15 protein-coding genes and 1 pseudogene are annotated in these 15,920 nt (G+C 71.5%); 4 read left to right on the forward strand and 12 right to left on the reverse strand.

Annotation, left to right across the window (positions count from 1 at the left end; all coding sequences use genetic code 11):
• The 4 genes and pseudogenes from KBX21_RS24060 to KBX21_RS24075 all read right to left on the reverse strand — a co-directional run.
• Nucleotides 1-988: pseudogene (locus KBX21_RS24060) on the reverse strand (hypothetical protein); the annotation flags it as partial.
• Nucleotides 989-1,093: 105 nt separating this feature from the next.
• A complete protein-coding gene (locus tag KBX21_RS24065; RefSeq protein ID WP_210843862.1) occupies nt 1,094-1,465 on the reverse strand; it encodes a DUF6507 family protein in 372 nt (123 codons plus the stop codon).
• On the reverse strand, nt 1,458-1,736 hold the full coding sequence (locus KBX21_RS24070) for a hypothetical protein (protein ID WP_210843863.1): 279 nt from the start codon (nt 1,734-1,736) through the stop codon (nt 1,458-1,460). The genes KBX21_RS24065 and KBX21_RS24070 overlap by 8 nt, the downstream gene beginning before the upstream one ends.
• 252 nt (nt 1,737-1,988) lie before the next feature.
• Nucleotides 1,989-3,509 (reverse strand): MFS transporter, encoded by a 1,521-nt coding sequence (locus KBX21_RS24075; protein WP_210843864.1) that lies wholly within the window; start codon nt 3,507-3,509, stop codon nt 1,989-1,991.
• A gap of 69 nt (nt 3,510-3,578) precedes the next feature.
• Between KBX21_RS24075 and KBX21_RS24080 the strand changes: the two genes are divergently transcribed.
• Nucleotides 3,579-4,148: a TetR/AcrR family transcriptional regulator gene (locus tag KBX21_RS24080; RefSeq protein ID WP_210843865.1), complete on the forward strand. Its 570-nt coding sequence runs from the start codon at nt 3,579-3,581 to the stop codon at nt 4,146-4,148.
• Between the two features lie 33 nt (nt 4,149-4,181).
• On the opposite strand, the gene purE is transcribed toward KBX21_RS24080, so the two are convergent.
• Together purE and KBX21_RS24090 are read right to left on the reverse strand one after the other, a co-directional pair.
• Nucleotides 4,182-4,715, reverse strand: coding sequence for a 5-(carboxyamino)imidazole ribonucleotide mutase (gene purE, locus KBX21_RS24085; protein ID WP_210843867.1), 534 nt, complete (start codon nt 4,713-4,715; stop codon nt 4,182-4,184).
• Nucleotides 4,712-5,869, reverse strand: coding sequence for a 5-(carboxyamino)imidazole ribonucleotide synthase (locus KBX21_RS24090; protein WP_049570001.1), 1,158 nt, complete (start codon nt 5,867-5,869; stop codon nt 4,712-4,714). Before KBX21_RS24090 ends, purE begins: the two co-directional genes overlap by 4 nt.
• 193 nt (nt 5,870-6,062) lie before the next feature.
• Here KBX21_RS24090 and KBX21_RS24095 point away from each other — a divergent pair, with 193 nt between their 5' ends.
• The gene (locus KBX21_RS24095) at nt 6,063-6,539 is read left to right on the forward strand and encodes a GtrA family protein (protein WP_049570004.1); all 477 of its coding nucleotides are present in this window, start codon (nt 6,063-6,065) and stop codon (nt 6,537-6,539) included.
• Here KBX21_RS24095 and KBX21_RS24100 read toward each other — a convergent pair.
• Entirely contained in the window at nt 6,530-7,531 is a 1,002-nt protein-coding gene (locus KBX21_RS24100; RefSeq protein WP_210843869.1) for a CPBP family intramembrane glutamic endopeptidase, read from the reverse strand. The genes KBX21_RS24095 and KBX21_RS24100 overlap by 10 nt on opposite strands.
• Before the next feature lie 405 nt (nt 7,532-7,936).
• On the opposite strand from KBX21_RS24100, the gene KBX21_RS24105 reads away from it, so the two are divergent.
• Nucleotides 7,937-9,076: an Mrp/NBP35 family ATP-binding protein gene (locus KBX21_RS24105; RefSeq protein ID WP_049570011.1), complete on the forward strand. Its 1,140-nt coding sequence runs from the start codon at nt 7,937-7,939 to the stop codon at nt 9,074-9,076.
• A gap of 108 nt (nt 9,077-9,184) precedes the next feature.
• Here KBX21_RS24105 and KBX21_RS24110 read toward each other — a convergent pair whose 3' ends face one another.
• The 4 genes from KBX21_RS24110 to sigE all read right to left on the reverse strand — a co-directional run bounded on the left by KBX21_RS24110 (nt 9,185) and on the right by sigE (nt 13,400).
• Nucleotides 9,185-10,582, reverse strand: a complete 1,398-nt coding sequence (locus KBX21_RS24110) for a S1C family serine protease (protein ID WP_247666258.1) — start codon at nt 10,580-10,582, stop codon at nt 9,185-9,187.
• Between the two features lie 309 nt (nt 10,583-10,891).
• Nucleotides 10,892-11,965, reverse strand: a complete 1,074-nt coding sequence (locus KBX21_RS24115; protein WP_374225743.1) for a sigma-E factor regulatory protein RseB domain-containing protein — start codon at nt 11,963-11,965, stop codon at nt 10,892-10,894.
• The gene (locus KBX21_RS24120; RefSeq protein WP_234004111.1) at nt 11,962-12,765 is read right to left on the reverse strand and encodes an anti-sigma factor; all 804 of its coding nucleotides are present in this window, start codon (nt 12,763-12,765) and stop codon (nt 11,962-11,964) included. The genes KBX21_RS24115 and KBX21_RS24120 overlap by 4 nt, the downstream gene beginning before the upstream one ends.
• Nucleotides 12,762-13,400, reverse strand: coding sequence for an RNA polymerase sigma factor SigE (gene sigE / locus KBX21_RS24125; RefSeq protein ID WP_049578218.1), 639 nt, complete (start codon nt 13,398-13,400; stop codon nt 12,762-12,764). The genes KBX21_RS24120 and sigE overlap by 4 nt, the downstream gene beginning before the upstream one ends.
• A 318-nt stretch (nt 13,401-13,718) precedes the next feature.
• Between sigE and KBX21_RS24130 the strand changes: the two genes are divergently transcribed.
• Nucleotides 13,719-14,309: an O-methyltransferase gene (locus tag KBX21_RS24130; protein WP_049578190.1), complete on the forward strand. Its 591-nt coding sequence runs from the start codon at nt 13,719-13,721 to the stop codon at nt 14,307-14,309.
• A gap of 120 nt (nt 14,310-14,429) precedes the next feature.
• On the opposite strand, the gene KBX21_RS24135 is transcribed toward KBX21_RS24130, so the two are convergent.
• Nucleotides 14,430-15,920, reverse strand: coding sequence for a leucyl aminopeptidase (locus KBX21_RS24135; protein ID WP_049578192.1), 1,491 nt, complete (start codon nt 15,918-15,920; stop codon nt 14,430-14,432).

The following is a 15,920-nucleotide window of genomic DNA, read 5'->3' on the forward strand; positions in this document are numbered from 1 at the left end:
TGTTGAGCAGCGCGGTCCCGATCACGTACCCGGGCCGCTCGCCCCATTCCTCCCAGGGCACCACCGAGTGCGCCAGGTCCTTCCACGCACCCTTGACACTGTCCGCGCTGGCACGCCCGAACTCACCGGTCTCGGTGTCATACAACCCCACCAAAGACGCGGCCGAGGTCAGGTTGCCCCAGTGGTACTCCTTGAGCGAGTCCCCCCACGACTGCGCGAACCACCCCTGGGAGGAATGGGCGCCCACGGCCGCGCCCACACCCTCGACCGCGCCCACACCGAAGTCCCAGACCGCCGAGCCCACGTCCCGAACCCACCCGTAGTCGGTGTCCGCGGCGGCCTCACCCCAGGACGTCGGGAGCTCGGTCAGATCGGCACCGTACCCGTGCACGAACTGGTCCGGGTCGGGTGCCGCACCATCCAGATCCTTCTCGCTCACGAAGTCGGTGCGCCCGGCGAGCCCGACGTTGATCGCGTTCGCGCAGGTGATCTCGGCCTGCTCGAAGTCCCCGACCAGGTTGGCCGCCCGCAGCAACAGCGCTTCGTTCCTGTCGGCGTTGGCGCTGTCCCCGGTCCCGAACAGGCCATCGCCCTTGTTCCAGTCCTCGCCCTCCTCCGCGATCTCAGCGCGAAAGGAGTAGGAGTCCACGGTCAGGGTCCGCCACTTGCCCTGGATCTCCCGAACGGTCTCCGCGAAGTCCTCCAAGGCCCCGGCCGCTCGCTCGGTGGCGGTGTTGACCTCGACCCCCTGGGGAGCGACCGGGTCCAGGGCCTCGTGCAGGGTCTGGGCCTCGGGCGCCGAATAGCAGCTGGTCAGACCTTCCCAGGCCTGGACGATGTCGCCCCCGGTCTCCTCCATCTTCTGACCGGCCGAGCGCAGCCTGCTGGCGTGCCACTCCAGCATGGGTGTCTCGGTCTCGGGGACCGGGAACAGGCTGGGATCGATCTTGCCTTCACAGTCGATCGGTCTGACTTCTTCGGGGGGCACCGAACACCACTCCAGGGGGATCAGGGAAAGGTCGCGGCAGACCCCAGGGGCAGGGGCCTGAGACAGGAAAGGTCAGGGGTGCTGAGACAGGTAGAGGGCCAGGGCTCAGACGGGGCGGCCCGCGCCGGGAGCCTGCTCAGGTTGGGGGTCGGGGATCTGCCCGGCGGTGCTCTGGGCCTGGGCGGCCATGTCCAGGTCGCCGTTGAGGTAGGCGGTGGTGGCCTCGCTCGCGCCCTCCACACCGCTGGCGGTCTTGGAGAGCATCTGGCCCATCACTCCGAAGTAGTGGCCGCAGAACTCACCCAAAGCGATACTCACGGGCAGACTGTGCGCGGTGGACTCGCACCCGGTGACCGCCTTCTCGATACGGTCCATACTCCCGAGCAGACCACCGTTACCGCCTTCCTCGCCGATGTGAGCAGCGGTCGCCGAAAGCACGGTCCCGACCTGCTGGGCGTCCACATCCCAACTACCCACGGGACCCTCCAAAAGCTTCGGGGCGGAACACACCCTCATCCGCCTCCAGGTCCATGACCGGGTCGGGTTCCAGGGCCTGGGTGGTCTGGACGGTGTACTGCATCCGGTTCAGGGCCGTGTTGAGCCGGTGGAAATCGAAGCGGGCACGGGTGTGCATCTGCTCAGCGGCCGCCGCGATACGCACCGTCGGACGCGGGACGTCAAGGACGCCCTCCTGCTCGGGGTTCGGTTCAGGGGATGAGTCCTGATCGGGGGTGAACTCGAACTTCACGGTCCTGCCTCTCCACATCCGGCCGCGCACGTCTGCTGCTGGCTCCGTTGAGTGAGTCGCACCGCGAACACCCACGGTTCCGATACTCATGGAACCCAGTGACACTCCAGGAAACCGAGTACCGGGCTTCGCAGGCCCTTGCGAAGGATCACGGGAGGTCACCGGCGTGAGGCAACCGGAGGAGAGCCCGAGCGTCGGGCTGACCGAAACCGGCCACATGACCTACCCGACAACCCTGCGGGGACCACGGGCTCACGGACGGGCGGGATCACCGTGCTTGGGCGCCTCGGTTCCGGCGGGGAGGTTCCTGAGGGCGACCAGGACCAGAAGGGTGACCACCGCCAGGACGGCGGCGCCGGTCAGTGCCGCGGTGGAGACACCCGTGGAGTAGGCGTCGAAGGCGGTCTCCAGGAGGATGCGGGCCTCCGCCGCGGGGAGGTGCGCGGCGGACGACACGGCCCCCGCGACGGTCTCCTGCGCGGCCTCGCCCGCCTCGGGGAGTTCCCGCATACCGCTGCGGTAGACGGACGTGGCGATGGTGCCCAGGGTGGCGATTCCCAGGGCTGCGCCCAGTTCGGTGCTGGTCTCGGAGAGACCGGCTGCGGCTCCGGCGCGTTCGGGCGGTGCGGTGGCCAGGATCAACGTGTTCGCCAGGGTGGCCACCACGCCGATGCCCAGGGTGACCACCACGTACCCGGCGAGGAAGGGCAGGACGCCGTCGCTCAGACCGACGACGGTGAAGCCGCTCGCCCCGGTGGCCAGCCCCAGGGCCATGAGTACGGCAGGGCGGACCCTGTCGGCGAGCCCTCCGGTGAGGGTGGCCCCCAGAGCGGTCCCGAGGATCGTGGGCAGGGCGTACAGCGCCGCCGTGAGGGGGCTGAAGCCATGCACGACCTGGAGGAACGTGAAGGTCAGCAGGCCCAGTCCGGCGGCAGCGAAGGACACCACGGCGTTGCTGGTCACGGACGCGGTGAAGGCGGGCCGGGTGAACAGGGAGAGGTCCACGAGCGGATTCCGGGCACCTCGTTGGCGGACCACGAAGGCGACGAGGGCGGCGGTACCGACGACGAGGGCGGTCAGGGCGGTGGTGTCAGGGCCGTAGCCGACGAGGTGCTTGGCTGCGTGGACCAGGGCGAGGATCGCGACCAGGGAGGTTGCGGCTCCGATCAGGTCGAAGGCGGCGCCGGACGGGTTGCGGGACTCGGGGAGCATGAGGGGCACGGCCAGGAGCAGCAGGAGCATGAACGGCAGGTTGATCAGGAAGACCGACCCCCACGGGAGGAACTCCAGCAGGGCCCCGCCGATGATCGGGCCGACGACGGCGCCACCGGTGAAGGCGACGGTCCACAGTCCGATCGCGGCGCGGCGCTGGACGGGGTCGGTGAACATCGCACGGATCAGGGAGAACGTGGACGGGGCCAGGGTGGCGCCGCCGACCCCGAGCAGGACGCGTCCCACGATGAACAGTTCCGGGGTCGGCGCGAGGGCGAGGAGGACTGAGGCCGCACCGAAGGCCGCGGCCCCGCCCAGCAGGAGCCTCCTGCGGCCGATCCGGTCGCCGAGGGCGCCCATGGTGAGCAGCAGACCGGCCAGGACGAACCCGTAGACGTCCATCATCCACAGCCACTGGGTGCCGGTGGGGTCGAGGTCCCGGGAGATGGCGGGCGCGGCGACGAAGAGCACCGAGAGGTCCATGGAGACCAGCAGCGCGGGGACCAGGAGCAGCGTCAGTCCGAGCCAGGTGCGGCGGGTGGCGCGTGGTGAAGTGTGCATGATTTTGATCGTACGTCCGTCCAAAAGCTGGATCAATATGTACGTACGTCAAAATGTTAGGCTGTGGGTATGAGCCAACGTGAGGACCTGCTGGCGGGCGCGAAGAAGTGCCTGGTCGACAAGGGCTACACCAAGACCACCGCCCGGGACATCGCGGCCGCCTCCGGCGCGCACCTGGCGTCCATCGGATACCACTTCGGATCCAAGGACAACCTGATGAACACGGCCGTGATCGAGGCGACCGGTGAGTGGGGGGACGCCTTCGAGAGGGCCGTCCGCGCGGTCGCCACCGACACCCCCGAGGAGCGGGCCCGGCTCCTGATCACCGCGCTGTTCGACACCCTTCCCGAACAGCGCGACCTCATGGTGGCGAGCGTCCAGGCCTACGCGCAGGCCCAGTTCGACGAGGGCGTGCGCACGGCGCTCCAGGACGGCATGCGCGAGGGCCGCCGCGAGCTGGCCGCCCTGGTCCTGGGCGTGCCCTCCGAGCAGGTGGACCCCGGAACCGTCGCGGGGCTGGGCTCGATGATCCACAACGTGGTCACCGGTTACGTGCTCCAGTACCTCGTCGACCCCGGAATGCTGCCCACCGTGGACCAGGCGATGGAGGGCCTGGAAACCCTTCTGGCGGACGACTGACCGGGCCCCGGGGATCACCGGGGCCCGGGCCGCCTACCTGCCGAAGCCCATGGTCCGGCCGCCGTCGGCCACCTCTCGGCGCAGGCGCTCGCCCTTGGCGTGCGCCTGCTCCTTGAGCTCCAGCTGGAACGCGGCCATGCGCTCGGCCAGCTCCGGGTCGTGCGCGGCGAGCTGGCGCACGGCCAGCAGCCCGGCGTTGCGGGCCGCGCCCACCGCCACGGTGGCCACCGGGACCCCGGCGGGCATCTGCACGATGGACAGCAGCGAGTCCATCCCGTCGAGGTACTTGAGCGGCACCGGAACGCCGATCACGGGCAAGGTCGTCACCGAGGCCAGCATCCCCGGCAGGTGGGCGGCTCCGCCCGCACCGGCGATGATCACCTTCAGTCCCCGGCCGACGGCCTCCGAACCGTAGGAGATCATCTCGTGCGGCATGCGGTGGGCGGAGACCACGTCGGCCTCGAAGGGGACCCCGAACTCCGTGAGCGCCTCGGCGGCGTCGCGCATCACCGGCCAGTCGGAGTCGGACCCCATCACGATGCCCACCACGGGCTTGCTGTCGGTCACTTCTGGTCTCCTCGCAGGTAGGAAGCGGCGTCGCGGGCGCGCTCCAGCAGGTCCTGGTAGTCGTCGCCCATCACGGTGACGTGCCCGATCTTGCGGCCCGGACGCACGTCCTTGCCGTAGAAGTGCACCTTCACCTCGGGGTCCTTGGCCATCACGTGCAGGTAGCGGCGGTAGACCTCGGGGTCCTCGCCGCCCAGCAGGTTGGCCATGACGGTGTAGGGGGCGTTGGTGCGGGGTGAGCCCAGGGGCAGGTTCAGGACCGCGCGCAGGTGCTGCTCGAACTGGGACGTGCGGGCGCCCTCGATGCTCCAGTGGCCCGAGTTGTGCGGGCGCATGGCCAGCTCGTTGACGACCACGTCGTCGGCGGTCTCGAACAGCTCCACCGCGAGCACCCCGGTGACGTCCAGGGCGTGCGCGATCTCGATGGCCAGCTTCTGGGCGCGCAGGGCCCTGTCCTCGGGCAGGCCCGGCGCGGGAGCGATCACCTCGTGGCAGATCCCGCCGCGCTGGACGGTCTCCACCACGGGGTAGACGGCGACCTGCCCGTGCGGGGAACGGGCCACCTGGACGGCGAGTTCGCGGGAGAAGTCCACCTTCTCCTCCACGAGCAGCGGGACGTCCTCGGCGGCCGCGCGGTCGACGACCTCCCGGGCCTCTTCGGGGCCGTCGACGACCCACACGCCCTTGCCGTCGTAGCCTCCGCGCGCGGCCTTGAGCACGACCGGCCATCCGGTGTCCCCCGCGAACCCGGTGACGTGTTCGAGGGTGGTCACCGCCCGCCAGCGCGGGGAGGGCGCGTCCAGCTCGGCCATGCGGGTGCGCATGCGCAGCTTGTCCTGGGCGAAGCGGAGGGCGTCGCGGCCCGGCCTGAGCAGCCCGCCCGCCTCCTCCACGGCCCGCAGGACGGGTTCGGGCACGTGCTCGTGGTCGAAGGTGACCACGTCGTTGGCCTTGGCGAAGGCCAGGACGTCGTCGAGACCTCGGTCGTCGCCCAGGGTGACGTCGCCGCAGACCAGGGCCGCGCTGTCCTTGGGACCGGCTGCCAGGACGGAGAAGTCCACTCCCAGTCCGATGCCCGCCTGGTGGGTCATCCGGGAGAGTTGGCCTCCGCCCACCATTCCCACGCGTGGGACGATGCGGTTACGCTCGCTCACAGTTCCTCAACTCAATGCTCGTCAACCGCGGATGCGGGGCGGCCCCGCGCACGGCGGAACCTGGCCGTTCGGCTCGGAACCCGCGGCCGGGGTGTCCCGAAGGCCCCGGATAGAGTCTAGGGCGTGCGGGCGTGCCGCCCCCAGGGCCCACTCCCCCGCCGCCGTGACCCCCACAACCCGGAGGGCGCAGGCCATGCGCGAGTTCCTCTCCCGTCGTCCGAGGCTGGCCCGGCTGGCCTCCGAGGTCGGCAAGTTCGGTTCCGTGGGCGCGGTCGCCTACGTCGTGCAGCTGGCTGCGACCAACCTGCTGTGGGCGAGCGGGATGGGTTCGATGACGGGGCAGGTGGTGGGCACCTCGTGCGCCATCGCGGTGGCCTTCGTGGGCAACCGGTTCTGGACCTTCAACGACCGGGCCCGTACCGGTCTCGGCCGGGAGACCTTCCTCTTCCTGGTGATGAACGGCGTGGGCATGCTCATCCAGGTGGGGTGCCAGGCCTTCTCGCTGTACGTGCTCGGTCTGGACAGCACCCTGGCGCAGAACGTCTCCGGCAACGTGGTGGGCGTGGGTCTGGGCACGCTGTTCCGCTTCTTCGCCTACCGGACCTGGGTGTTCCCGCCCGATCCGGTTCCGGACGCCGAGGACGACGGGGCCGCGCGAGCTCAGACCTGAGTGGTGACGCTGCGGCGGCGGACTCCGTGGCGCCGGGCCATGGCGGTGACCAGGAGCAGGTAGAGACCCACCTGCACCAGTGCCAGGACCAGGGTCATCGGGGTGTTGGTTCCCAGGGGCAGGCCCCCGCCGAGCACCATGCCGGTGCCCACGTCGGCCAGGCGTCCCTCCACCGCGCAGAGGCTGAACTGGACGAGACTGTTCACCACGTGCAGACCGATCGCGGCCTCCAGGCCGCCGGTGCGCCAGGTCACCCAGGCCATACCCAGACCGAGCACGGCCAGCGCCGCGGTGTTCCACAGGTCCCCCGGATGGGTGGCCGCGTACAGGGCGGCGAACAGGGTGCCGCCCGCCAGCACGGCGGGCCACGGTGAGCGCAGCACCCTGGAGAACGCGGAGTCGTCGTGGGGCGATCCCAGCGAGCCGACGAGCTGCATGACCATCCCGCGCAGCGTCATCTCCTCGGCCACGGACTGGAGCGGCACCAGCAGCACGATCACGAGGAGCGCGGCCGCGAGGACCTCCGCGGTCCCGTAGTCGACGGTGATCGGCGCTTCCGCGGGGCCATCCCCCATCAGTGCCAGGAGCAGTGCCGCGCCCGCGGTGACGGGGACGGCCGCCACCAGCACGCAGCGGGCCAGCCAGCCCCAGCGCATGCGTCCGGTGACCGAGATCAGGGAGCCGGGTCTGCGCCACTGCACGACGCGGGCTACGAAGAGGGTGACGGGCGCCAACAGGGCGATCGCCGCCAGCCCGAAGGCCAGCCCGGCGATCTCCCCCACCCGGACCGAGTCGGGGGCAAGACCGCTCCCGCCGAGGATCGCCACGATGGTCATCACGACCACCACGCCGACCCACAGGAAGAACAGGAGGACGGCGAAGACCAGGAGCGCCAGCGGAGGCACCCACCAACGGAACCTCGGGGTCCGGGCGAGCCTGTGATAGGACTCACCCTCCGGGATCTGCGCGCACGCGAAGAGGTTCGTCCGCACCGGACGCGGTGGCGGCCACGCCCACACCGACGGGTCCGGAGTCAGGGCGGGATGCCCCCCGGGAGGGGTCTGCCGCGCGCCTCCCGGCGGCCAGGCCCAGGTCTGTTCCTGGGTGTGCCCACCAGAAGTCTGCCCCTCCGGCCCCTCAGGCGCGGCGGGCCAGGACGAACCAGGCGGTGGCGGCACATTTCCCATCGTGCGCTGAGACTACTATCCGGGCATGTATCGCCTGCGTTAAGGCCACGCCGTTATCGCCTGGTCACAGTGAGGGACAGAAGCCGCGAAGGCCCCGAGGGAACGGAATAGCGGACCGCCTCTCCCCTGTTGCAACGGGTGGTCCTGCGGACGGTCACGCGAGCGACACCACAGGCCAAGACCCCGTCCCGCTGACCTACGATTGAGTACATGTCCTCCACACCAACCACCGAGCAGGTCCACGAAGCCCTGGCCACGGTGCAAGACCCGGAGATCCACCGCCCCATCACCGACCTCGGCATGGTCAAGAGCGTCGGGATCGACGACGACGGCGCCGTGCACGTAGGTATCTACCTCACGGTGGCCGGGTGCCCGATGAAGGGACGCATCGAGAAGGACGTGACGGGAGCGGTGACCAAGGTCGCCGGCGTCACGAAGGTCACCGTCGAGCTCGACGTCATGAACGAGGAACAGCGCAAGGAGCTCCAGACCAAGCTCCGCGGCGGCCAGGCGGAGAAGGAGATCCCCTTCGCCAAGCCGAACTCCCTCACCAAGGTCTACGCGGTCGCCTCGGGCAAGGGGGGTGTCGGCAAGTCGTCCGTCACCGTGAACCTCGCCGCCGCGCTCGCGGCCCAGGGTCACAAGGTGGGCGTCGTCGACGCCGACATCTACGGCCACTCGGTGCCGCGCATGCTCGGTGCGTCGGACTTCCCGACCAAGGTCGAGGACATGATCCTCCCGCCGACCGCCCACGACATCAAGGTCATCTCGGTGGGCATGTTCACCGAGGGCAACACCCCGGTGGTGTGGCGCGGCCCGATGCTGCACCGCGCCCTCCAGCAGTTCCTCTCCGACGTCTTCTGGGGTGACCTGGACGTCCTGCTGATGGACCTGCCCCCGGGCACCGGCGACATCGCCATCTCCACCGCCCAGCTCCTCCCGGCCGCCGAGCTGATCGTGGTCACCACGCCGCAGCAGGCCGCCGCCGAGGTCGCCGAGCGCGCGGGCGCGATCACCGCCCAGACGCACCAGCGCATCGCCGGTGTCATCGAGAACATGTCCTACTACCTGCCGGAGGGCGGCGGCGAGCCCGTCCACCTCTTCGGCCAGGGCGGTGGCCAGACGGTCGCCGACGCGCTCACGAAGACCCTCGGTGCCGAGATCCCGCTCATGGGTCAGGTGCCGCTGGACACCCGTCTGCGTGAGGGCGGCGACGAGGGCCAGCCGCTGGTTCTGACCCACCCCGAGGCCGAGGCCAGCAAGGTGATCGTCTCGATCGCCGAGAAGCTGGTCGGCAAGCCGCGCGGGCTGGCCGGGATGCAGCTGGGCATCTCCCCCGCCGGACGCTGACGACCGACCGCACTCGCGGGTCGGCTGGAAGACACGCGCACGGCCCCCGAATCCGCTGGGATTCGGGGGCCGTCGTGTTACTCGGGGGCGGGCGCGGTGCCCGGTCGGTCAGTCGCTGGGGCCGAGGGTGACGGTGACGGTCTCCCGCTCGCCGTCGCGCTCGTACTCCAGCTCGACCTCGTCCCCGGGGGCGCGGTCGCGCACCATGGCCTGGAGCTCGCCGTGGGAGTTGACCCTGCGGCCGTCGAAGGTGACGATCACGTCGCCGGGCTCCAACCCGGCCTCGTCTGCGGCGCCGCCGCTCTCGACGGAGCCGGAGCCGTCGGCGATGACCGCGCCGATGACCGAGCTGCCCTGGTCGAAGGTGACGCCGAGTTCGGCGTAGGTGGTCTCGCCGTGGTCGATCATCCGGTTGACGACCTCCTCCGCCTCCGTGGAGGGGATGGCGAAGCCGAGGCCGATGCTGCCGCCGGTCTGCTCGCCCATGAACCCGCCGCCCATGGTGGCGATCATCGAGTTGACGCCGATGACCCGCCCCTGGACGTCCACGAGCGGTCCGCCCGAGTTGCCGGGGTTGATGGCGGCGTCGGTCTGGAGGGCGAAGAACTGGCTCTCGCCCTCGTCGGAGCTGACCGGCCGCTCCTTGGCGCTGATGATGCCCTGGGTGACCGTCCCGTCCAGGCCCAGCGGGGCGCCGATCGCGATGACCTCGTCACCGACGACCGCCACGTCCGAGTCGCCGAACTCCAGCGGCTCGACGTCGTTGGGGTCCTCCAGCTCCAGCACGGCCAGGTCGGAGCTGGGGTCGGATCCGACCACGGTGGCCAGGCTGTTGCTGCCGTCGCTGTACTCGATCACGATCCCGTCCTCCTCCAAGGGAGAGGAGACGTGGTCGTTGGTGACCACGTAGTCGCCGTCGATGACGAAACCGGAACCACCCGATCCGACGCGTCCGCCCGCGCTGCGCAGGGAGACCACGCTGGGGCTGACCCGCTGGGCCACGCCCGCGATGGTGTCGGGGTCGCGGTCGGGTGCCTCGGGCGGTGGTTCGTTGATGGTGGGGCCCTGGTCGGACTCGGGCGCGGCCTGTCGCCCTGAACCGAGCAGTCCGCCCGCGAGGCCGCCCGCGCCGCCCGCGATGAGGGCGACGACCAGCATCCCGCTCAGCGCGGCCCAGGCCGGGACGCCGCGTCTGCGGGGGGCCGCCGCGGGGTCGGCCGCGAGCTGAGCGTACTGGGACGGGGGCCCGGGCGGTACGGCGAAGTGGCCGTGGTTGGGGTGGCCCTGGTTCGGATGGCCCTGCCCGGTGGCCTGCGTCTGGGGGGCGGCCTGCGAAGGCTGGGCCCCCTGCGCGGGCTGGGGCTGCGGCGCGGGCTGCCCCTGCCCCTGCCCCTGCCCCTGCCCCTGCCCCTGGTGGGACGTGTGGGGCTGCTGCGGCGGTTGCCCCTGCTGGGCGGCCGGGCCCTGGCCCGGGCGGTCTCCGGCAGGGGAGGGCTGGGGGTGCATGGGGTCTCCGGTGCCGGGGGGCGAAGCCTGGGCGCCGCCCGGGTTCACGGGCCGATCAGGCTGGGGAGGCTGGCCTCCCTGGGGATGCGGCGGGGCGATCCACGCACCGGTGGGGGGCCGCGGTGGTTCGGCTGGCCCCTGCCCCGGGGCGGGTACGTCCGGTGCGCCCCGCTGGGGCACGCCACCGTTCGGCGGGGGCGGGGCCCACCCCTCGGCGGGTTCCGAACGGTCGTTGTCCTGGCTCAAGACCTGCTCCGTTTGTCGCTCGGCTATCGGTCCCGGCACGCGCCGCGCCGGTCGGCCGGGCCCCTACAACAGGCCCAGCCGGGACAGACCTCGCAGCACCCTGGCCCAGAAGCCGGAGTCCTCGGGGCCTGGCAACGCGGCCACCGCCGAGGAGGCCAGGTCCGCGGGGGCGTCGGCCAGGACCGTGTAGACGAAACCGTTCGCCTGCCACACGCTCTGGTACTGGCCCACGTCCCCGCCGAAGATCGTGTCGTGCCCTGTTGTGACGCCACCACCCCCCGTTCCGGTTCCGGTGTATCCGTTACCAAGTGTGGAGGGATGTTCCGTTCCCAGCTTGCCACGCTGGACGAAGACCGAGACCTGGGAGAGTCCGTCCGAGTAGACGGCGTGCACGACCCGCCGTTCCCCGTAGCGTTTGGAGCGGGTGTCGACCAGCCTGAGGTCCCAGGTGAGGTGTTCGGGCAGCGTCCAGCCCGCCTCACGCAGCTCACGCCGTTCCCCGCCGTCGAGGGCGTCGCCCCAGGGAGAGTCCCCGGGTGCCTCGTCCGGCCAGGCGCCCTCCCCCAGGCTGAGGTCGGTGAGGTGGCTGCTGAAGGCCTCCGCCCCGGAGCGGTCGTACACCGCGTGCCCCAGGAGGAGGTGGGTCTCGGTGTCCACCCAGAACCGACCGGCCACGGTGGAGTCAGCGCGCAGCGCCTCCACGAGATGGGCCGGTCGGCCGTCGAGGCGCTCCCGACCCGCGTCCACCACCTGGTAGGTGTCCTCGAGCACGACCAGCAGGCGTTCGTCGAGGGACTCCAGGGCGGACGAGGCCAGCACGACGAAGGCCGACTCCTCGTCCTCCTCCCCCAGCGGGGACATGGCCAGTCCGGAGCTCGGCCGGTTGACCACGTGAAGGTCCACCCCGTCCCGGTCCTCGCCCTCGGGCCCGCGCACCTCACGCACGCCGGTGTAGGCCACCCTGCCGTGAGCGTCGGAGGCGCGGTGCAGCACCGCCATGCCGTCGTCCTCACCCTCGGCCGGGACCGAGGTGGCGTCCGGGTGCACCGCACCGGTGAGCACGAGGGCGCACATCAGCGCGGCGGCGACGGAGGCGGGAGCGGAGTTCGGTCCGGAAGAGGGTCCGCCAGACCTCACCGGGTCGTTTCTGTCGAGGTCGAGGGCGGCTGCCCCTCGGCCGCGACGGGCAGGGGCTCGAACGGCGGCTGTTCCGCGGGCAGCGGCTCCACCACCGGTATCTGGCGGCTGGTCACGGCGTGCTCGACCGCGAAGTCGGCCAGGTGGGGCTCCACCACAGGGGTGTCCTCACCCTCACCGCCCGCGACGAACGCGCTCCCCAGGAGCGCCGTCGCCACCGCCAGCCCCGCGACCGCGTAGCGTCCGCCGGAGAAGTGCGGCAGCAGGCCGGAGAACCGGTCGCCGCCCCGGGGTTCGGGTCTGGGCGGGACGTACCGCTCCGGCTGGGTGCGCGGTTGGGTCCTCTGCTGGGCGGGCGACGCGGTCTCCGGAGCGGTGCGCGATCGCTCGCCCCGGTGCAGCGGTTCGCTCGGGTAGGCCGGTCGGCCCGCGCCCGCCATCAGGGGCCCGCCCGTGGGAAAGCCACCCAGGGGACGGGAGTGCCCCAGCGGGGGGCTGGACCCGAAAGGGCCGGTCGGCGGCGGGTCCAGGGGGCCACGATCACCCCGATCACGTGATCCCGTGCCAGGGCCGCCGGGACGGCCCAGGCCCGGCTGGGACAACAGGCGCCCCATGAAGTCGATGTCGGGTTCGGGTTCGCCGAGCCCGGTGAGCCTGCGCTTGAGTCTGCGCATCATGTCGGCCTCGAAACGGCACGACTCGCACTTGGCCAGGTGGATGAGGGCGCGCTCGTGGTCGGCGGCGCCCAGCTCCCCGTCGATGAGCGCCGAGAGGCGCTCCCCGAGGTGGTCCATGCTCATTCCGCCTCCCCGTGCATCACGTTGGCAGTGGCGCCGTCGGACCCCTCGGTGCCCCCCTGGGCCCCGTTCGCGGCCGCCAGGGACCTGCGGTGCTCCAGGGCGCGGCGCAGCTGGGCGCGGCCCCGGTGGATCCGGCTGCGTACAGTGCCCAGCTTGACGTCGAGCGTGGCCGCGATCTCCTCGTAGGAGAGCCCCTCGATGTCACAGAGCACGACGGGGGCGCGGAACTCGGCGGGCAGGGCGTCCAGGGCGCTCTGGACGTCGGCGTCGAAGTGCCGGTCGTCGTAGCGCTGCGCCGGCGAGGGCTCGCGGCCCTCCAGGCGCTCGTCGGCGTTGTCGGCCAGCCCCTCGAACCGGATGCGGGCCTTGCGCCGGGCCATGTCCAGGAAGAGGTTGGTGGTGATGCGGTGCAGCCACCCCTCGAAGGTGCCGGGGGTGTAGTTGGCGAGGGAGCGGAACACACGGATGAAGACCTCCTGGGTGAGGTCCTCGGCGTCGTGCTTGTTCCCGGTGAGGCGATAGGCCAGCCGGTAGACGCGCGGCGAGTGGACGCGCACGACCTCTTCCCAGCTCGGGGGTTCCCATGCCTCGAACTCGACGGCAGGGCCGGTCTCTGGCACCGCTGCTCCCTTCATCCCGCTGAGTCCACCACGCGAGGACAGGTAGGGGGTGTTCACTTCGTGGCGATCAACGTGCGTTCATCCCGATTCAACGCCGGAGGGAGCCGATTAAGTTCCCGCCGCCACACTCGGAGTTCCGGCCGGTTCAGGCTAGTCTTTTGCCCAGGGACATACCTGGCCGCGACCACCATTCTACGGTGGGTGACGATCCCCCGGTCAGAGCGCCTGGCCACGACATTCAGCAGTGCTTGGGAGGCCGTCATCAGCGCAGAAGAGAGCGTCGCCCGGACCGCGTGGGTCCGGACCGAGCAGGCTCGGTTCGAGGAGTCCGCCATGGGGGACGGACCTCTGGCGGACGCCTACGACGCGGGCGTGCGGGCCTCGGCCTCACCCGTGGACGCGGCGACGGGGGCCGCGCTGCGGTTCCTCACCGCCGCCATCGGCGCCCGTTCGGTGGTGGAGATCGGCACGGGCTGCGGGACGTCGGGGATCTGGCTGCTGCGGGGTATGGCCCGAGAGGGCATCCTGACGACCGTGGACGTCAACGCCGCCTACCAGGACTACGCGCGCTCGGCCTTCTCCCGCTCGGGGTTCGGCGCGGGCCGGGCCCGACTGATCCGGGGGACGGCGCTGGACGTGCTGCCGCGGCTGACCGACGGCGGGTACGACATGGTGTCGGTCGACGCCGACCAGGCCTCCTACCCCGCGTACCTGGAGGAGGCGCTGCGGCTGCTGCGCCCGGGCGGGGTGCTGGTGTTCAACAACGTGCTGACGGCCCCCGCCGAGCCGGACAGCCCGCTGCGGGTCCCCGACCCCGGGGAGACCGCGGTGCGCGAGGTGATGCAGCGGATGCGCGAGGACGAGACGTTCATCCCCCTGCTGGTGCCGGTCGGCGAGGGACTGCTCGCCGCCATCCGCCCCTAGGGGCGGACCGTGGCAGGAGGGGCCGGGTCCGAGCGATCGGTCGTGCGCGCACGCGCGTCGGGCCCGGACGGAGGGTGTGTTCCGCCCGGGCCCGTGGCCGGTTCCGTACCGGCCGGGTCACTACCTGGCGGCGAGCCAGCGGAGCAGGGTGCGGGTGGCGAAGGCCGTGCCGCCCTTGGTGAGCAGGCCGCTCTCCTGCATGGACCGGCCCGGACCGGCGATGTCCAGGTGGGCCCAGGGCAGACCGCCGGTGAACTCGCGCAGGAACAGGGCGGCGTCGGTGGCCCCGGCCGGGCCGAAGTCACCGCCCCGGGTGCCGATGTTGGCCAGGTCCGCCACCCGGGAACCGGTGGTGGGAACGTAGTCCTCGGTGAGCGGCATCCGCCACAGCGGCTCGCCCGACTCACTGCCAGCGGCCTCGATCTGCGCGGCGACCGTGTCGTCGGTGCTGTACAGCGCCCCGATACCGGTGCCCAGCGCCAGCTTGGCGGCCCCGGTCAGGGTGGCGACGTCCACCAGCACGTCCGGCTCGAGGTTGGTGCTGGCGTAGCCCATGGCGTCGGCCAGGACCAGACGGCCCTCGGCGTCGGAGTTGAGCACCTCGACGGTCCGGCCGGTGTAGGTGGTCAGCACGTCGCCGATGCGGGTGGCGTCACCCGAGAAGGCGTTCTCCGCCAGGGCGAGCAGACCGGTGACCCGGACGCCCGCGCCCACGGACGCCAGCGCCGACAGGACGGCCAGCACGATCGCCGCGCCGCTCATGTCGGTCTTCATGAGCTTCATGTTGTCGTTGGGCTTGAGCGAGAGCCCGCCGGTGTCGAACGTGATGCCCTTGCCGACCAGCACCACGTGCTCGGTGGGGTTCTCCGGCGTGTAGGACAGCTGGACCAGCCGGGGCGGCCGGGAGGAGCCCTGGCCGACACCGAGGATGGCGCCGAACCCCTCGTCCCCCAGGTCCTTCTCGTCCCACACCCGCACCCCGAGCCCGGACCCGTCGGCCGTCTCGCGCGCACGGGTGGCCATCCACTCCGGGTCCTTGGTCAACGAGGGGGTGTTGATCAGGTCCCGGGCCAGGGCCGTCGCCGTGGCCAGGGTGGTGCCCAGGGCCAGGGGCCCGTCGAGGGCGGCGACGTCTCCGACCACGTCGATCACCGGCGCGGGGCGCTGGGACCTCGGGGGTTCGGCGGTCTTGTACGTGAAGGTGTAGGAGGCGAGCAGGGCACCCTCGGCGAAGGCCGTGGCGGCCTCGCCGTCGGCGCCGGGCCAGGCCAGGGCGACGCGCTCGTTGCCCCGTGCGGCCCGGGAGAGGGCGGCGCCGGCCTTCCGGAGGTCGGCGGGGCCACCCGATCCGACTCCGAGAAGGGCCAGGCGAACCAGGCCCCCGTCCCGGGACACCGGGAACTGGGAGAGCTCACCGGGCTTGCCGGTGAACGCGTAGTGCGCGAACAGGTCCGCGAGCGGCGAGGGAAGGACCTGTGTCAGTCCACCGTCGGTGACCCCTTCGACCGCCTCGGGGCCTTCCTCGCCCGCGAGTACGGGGAGGACCAGCAGGTCCGCGGTGGATTCGGCGAGGGTCCCCGGTACGGGGTGGATCTCCGTGGCGAATGGCAC

It is taken from the genome of Nocardiopsis sp. B62 (assembly GCF_018070675.1).
GTDB classification, from domain to species: Bacteria; Actinomycetota; Actinomycetes; order Streptosporangiales; family Streptosporangiaceae; genus Nocardiopsis; species Nocardiopsis prasina.